The sequence below is a fragment of the Azonexus sp. genome, from assembly GCF_047638095.1.
In the GTDB taxonomy this organism is placed as follows: Bacteria; Pseudomonadota; Gammaproteobacteria; order Burkholderiales; family Rhodocyclaceae; genus Azonexus.
Genome location: NZ_JBLJBW010000081.1, coordinates 1 through 4,118, shown reverse-complemented (window position 1 = coordinate 4,118; position 4,118 = coordinate 1). Strand labels below are relative to the sequence as shown.

The 4,118-nt window shown below is 61.1% G+C and carries 4 protein-coding genes and 1 tRNA gene; 2 read left to right on the top strand and 3 right to left on the bottom strand.

Annotated features, from left to right (window positions below; genetic code table 11):
- Nucleotides 1-93 (top strand) — tRNA-Ser (locus ACM62Q_RS12980).
- A gap of 200 nt (nucleotides 94-293) precedes the next feature.
- On the opposite strand, the gene bioA is transcribed toward ACM62Q_RS12980, so the two are convergent.
- Nucleotides 294-1,643: an adenosylmethionine--8-amino-7-oxononanoate transaminase gene (gene bioA / locus ACM62Q_RS12975; protein ID WP_415037260.1), complete on the bottom strand. Its 1,350-nt coding sequence runs from the start codon at nucleotides 1,641-1,643 to the stop codon at nucleotides 294-296.
- Nucleotides 1,643-2,815 carry a DUF2863 family protein gene (locus ACM62Q_RS12970; protein ID WP_415037258.1) on the bottom strand — a complete coding sequence of 391 codons (1,173 nt, stop codon included), beginning with the start codon at nucleotides 2,813-2,815 and terminating at the stop codon, nucleotides 1,643-1,645. Before ACM62Q_RS12970 ends, bioA begins: the two co-directional genes overlap by 1 nt.
- 91 nt (nucleotides 2,816-2,906) lie before the next feature.
- On the opposite strand from ACM62Q_RS12970, the gene yaaA reads away from it, so the two are divergent.
- Entirely contained in the window at nucleotides 2,907-3,680 is a 774-nt protein-coding gene (yaaA, locus tag ACM62Q_RS12965; protein ID WP_415037256.1) for a peroxide stress protein YaaA, read from the top strand.
- Between the two features lie 79 nt (nucleotides 3,681-3,759).
- On the opposite strand, the gene ACM62Q_RS12960 is transcribed toward yaaA, so the two are convergent.
- Nucleotides 3,760-4,118, bottom strand: a 359-nt coding sequence (locus ACM62Q_RS12960; protein ID WP_415037254.1) for a S1 RNA-binding domain-containing protein, incomplete at its 5' end; no start/stop codon positions are given.

Below are 4,118 nucleotides of genomic sequence, written 5' to 3'. Positions count from 1 at the left end.
GGAGACGTGGCCGAGAGGTCGAAGGCACTCCCCTGCTAAGGGAGCATGCGGGCAAAACCTGCATCGAGGGTTCGAATCCCTCCGTCTCCGCCAGAGATGCAGCACAAACCCGCTCTGCCACAGGCTTTGCGGGTTTTGTGTTTTTGCCTGCCCACATGCCTCTCCATCGCGCCGGCTTATTCCATCGATCGTCTTCTGCGTTTTCGAATAGTCGTCGCGTCTCTATTTTTCGACCGACCTCAGACGAGCGCGGGTGAGATAGAGCGCGGCGACTTTTAGAGCGAGGCTCTTTTTCAATCGGCCGCGCGTAATGCGGTGTCGAGTGCGGCTTGGGTGGCGTGGGCGAGGTGGGTGATTTCTTCTGGGCCGATGATGTAGGGCGGCATCAGGTAGATGGTGTTGCCGATGGGGCGTAGCAGGGCTTCGTGCTGGAGGGCGGCGCGGTAGAAGCGGCGGGAGAAATGTGGGTCGGTGGTGGCGACGTCGAAGGCGGCGATCATGCCGCGTTGGCGTAGGTGACGCACTTGCGGGTGGGCGGCGAGCGGGGCGAGGGCGGCGGCGATTTGCTGGGCTTTTTCCCGGTTGCGGTGAAGTACCTCGTCTTCGGCAAAAATATCGAGACTGGCGAGCGCTGCCCGGCAGGCCAGCGGGTTGCCGGTGTAGCTGTGTGAGTGCAGGAAAGCGCGCGCCAGGCTGTCATCGAGGAAAGCGGCGTAAATTTCATCGCGGCAGAGCACTGCCGAGAGTGGCAGGTAGCCGCCGCTGATGCCTTTGGAGAGGCAGAGCAGATCGGGGTGAATGCCGGCTTGTTCGTAGGCGAAAAAAGTACCGGTGCGGCCAAAGCCAACGGCGATTTCGTCGCAGATCAGGTGCACCTCGTGTGCATCACACAGGGCGCGGGCCTGGCGCAGATATTCCGGGTCGTACATCGCCATGCCGGCAGCGCCTTGCACCAGCGGTTCGAGAATGAGAGCGGCGATGTTCTGGCCGTGCCGTTCAAGATATTGGGCCAGTGCAAGGGCGGCGCGCCGGGCGGTGTCGGCCGGTGTTTCGTCGGCTTGGGCGAGACGAAAATCGGGTGAGGGGAGAACGTGCGCGGCCTGGCGCACCAGGGGGGCGTAAGCGTCTTTGAACAGGGCGACATCGGTGACTGCGAGCGCGCCGACGGTTTCGCCGTGATAGCTGTCGGCGAGACAGAGAAACTGCCTTTTTTCTGGCCGGCCGACATTGCGCCAGTAATGAAAACTCATTTTCAAGGCAATTTCGGTGGCCGATGCGCCGTCAGAAGCATAAAACGCGTGGCCGAGGCGGTGTTGGGTCAGCGCCGCGAGGCGTTCCGACAATTCCACTACCGGCGGGTGGGTGAAGCCTGCCAGCATGGCGTGCTCCAGGGTGTCGAGCTGGGCGTGCAGGGCGGCGTTGATGCGCGGGTTGGCGTGGCCGAAGAGATTGGTCCACCATGAACTGATGCCGTCGAGAAAGCGTCGGCCGTCAAAATCGTAGAGCCAGGCACCTGCGCCGCGTGCGATGGGAATCAGCGGCAGATGCGCTGGGCCGGCAGATTCGGCGTGCTGGCGCATCTGCGTGCAAGGGTGCCAGACGGCCGCCTGACTGCGCCGCAGCCAATCGTCGTTCGTGCGCATCAGTGCATGTGCGGTGAGGGGCTGGCGGCTTCTTCCGGCATTTCGGCGTGTACCAGTTCGCCTTCGCTGTCCGGGAAAAGCGGTCCGCCGCAGTCGTCGCAAAATTCCATGGGGAAATGGTGGTCGAGAAAGCGAATGTCGCGTACGCCGGCTTCGCGTAGCACGGCTTCGATTTCACCGGCGGCATCGGTGCTTTCGTCTTCGTCGCCCAGGAGCGGCCAGACGAGGCCGTGATACACCGTGTTCTGGCTCAGAGGCCCGAGGCTGATCCGGTATTCTTCCATGCGTCGGTCATAGCATGGGCCGATGATGGCACGCATCTGGTCGGGTTGCAGGCCGATCGTGGTGTGCAAAAAGGTGAGCGAAGCGGCGACCGAGAAGGGGCGTGAGGCACGGTCGGCGCTGCGGCAGGCAGCGTGGTAGGCATCGGGCAAAATGAGTTGCCAGGCGCAGCCGGGAAGCAGGGTTTCAAGGTTGGGGCTGCCCTGTTTTTGCCAGGCGGCAAGGGCGTTTTCCTTGTTGCCGTCTTTCTCGTTCCAGCGAAAAATCGGCGCGCCTTGCGGCACGGCAACGGCACCGATGAGGTAGCGCGTATCCGACAAAAAACGGTTGGTTTCGGGAAATTGCGTGCTATCGACCTTAAGGTGCTGGCCGTTTTTCAGGGCATCGGTGAGCGCCAGGGTGAGCCCCCGGGTATCGCAAAAACTGCGCGGTAATTGATCCGGGCTGAAGAGAAAATTGGCCAGGGCGAGGCGGCTGCCATTGGCAAAAGCGTGGGCACCAAGATGCGCGCTCAAGGTGCTGACGAGCGCGGCGGGCAGTTGTGCGGCGGGGATGGAAAAGCGCGACCAGGCCAGTAGCGGGGCGGCGAACAGGAGAACATTGCAGGCTTTGCCCTGAATTTCGATCTGGCAGGATTCGCTGCCCGCTTCGATGGCATCGGCCAGTTCGTCATAGGCTGCGCCGTGCGTTTCTTCCAGACGATCGAGGGCGCTGCTGAAGTCGTCTTCCGCCCCATTTTTGAGCAGGGCATCGACCAGGGTAGAGAGCTCGTTTGCCCAAAAAGCGTCCTCCAGTTTGCCGCCCGATTCGGCGAGCCCGGTGGCTAAACGCTGGAGTTCGGCTGCATCGCGCGATAGACGGGCACGCGCGCCAAAACGGGTTCTTTTCATGAACATCCCTGAAAAAAAGCAAAGGGTCGATTCTAGCAGCCGGTACAATCCAAGGTTCTTCTTTTTCCTGTTTTGTGGTGTTTTTTAAGCTATGTTGATCCTTCTTTCGCCCGCAAAATCATTGGATTACGACACGCCGCTGGCTTTTTCCGAGCATTCCCAGCCGCAATTTCTGACGCAGTCCGCTGCCTTGATCGAAGTGTTGCGCCAGCACGCGCCAGCCGATATTGCGCGTCTGATGGCCTTGTCGGACAGCCTGGCAAATCTCAATTTCGATCGTTATGCTGCTTGGCAGACACCGTTTACGCCGCAAAATGCCCGCCCGGCGATTTTTGCTTTCAACGGGGATGTGTACGACGGTTTTGACGCCTACAGTTTGGCGGCGGCGGATTTACGCTTTGCGCAAACGCAGCTGCGCATTCTTTCCGGCCTTTACGGTATTTTGCGCCCGCTTGATTTGATGCAGGCCTATCGCCTGGAAATGGGGACTCAACTCGCCACGGCCGCGGGCAAGGATTTGTACGCATTTTGGGGCGATCGTTTGCGGCTTGCATTGGATGCGGAACTGGCTGCCATGGCGCAACCGGTGCTGGTGAATCTGGCCTCTGAGGAATATTTCAAGGTGGTGCATGGCAAGCGGCTCGCCGCGCGGGTGATCCAGCCGGTGTTCGAGGATTGGAAGGGCGGGTGCTACAAGATCATCAGTTTCTATGCCAAAAAAGCGCGCGGGCTCATGGCGCGCTATGCGGTGACGCAGCGTTTGTCCGATCCCGAGGGTTTGCTGGCGTTTGCCAGCGAAGGCTATGCCTTTGCGCCAGAAGTTTCGGATGCCGCACGCTGGGTGTTCCGGCGGCGGCAGGAATGAAATAAGGTGGTTTTTGGGGCGCGCGCCGGCCGCGCGCCCTGTGCCCCCTGCGCGAGTTTATTTTGAGTCTATTTCGAGTTTATTTGCGCAGTTTGGCGAATGCTGCCGCCATTGCGTTGCCGGCAGGTGGCGGGCTGTTGTGGCGGGCTTGCTGACGTGACAAAGGCGCGCCACGGGAGTTGTTGTCGCGCTCGCGCTGGGCGGTTTTGCCGGGGTCGTCGCTCAGGCGCATGGTCAGCGCGATACGCTGGCGGGCGAGGTCGACTTCGAGCACCTTGACCTTGACCACCTGGCCGGCCTTGACCACGCTGTGCGGATCTTTGACGAAGCTGTTGGACAGCGCCGAGACGTGCACTAGGCCGTCCTGATGCACGCCGATGTCGACGAAAGCGCCGAAGGCGGCGACGTTGGTGACGACGCCTTCGAGGATCATGCCGG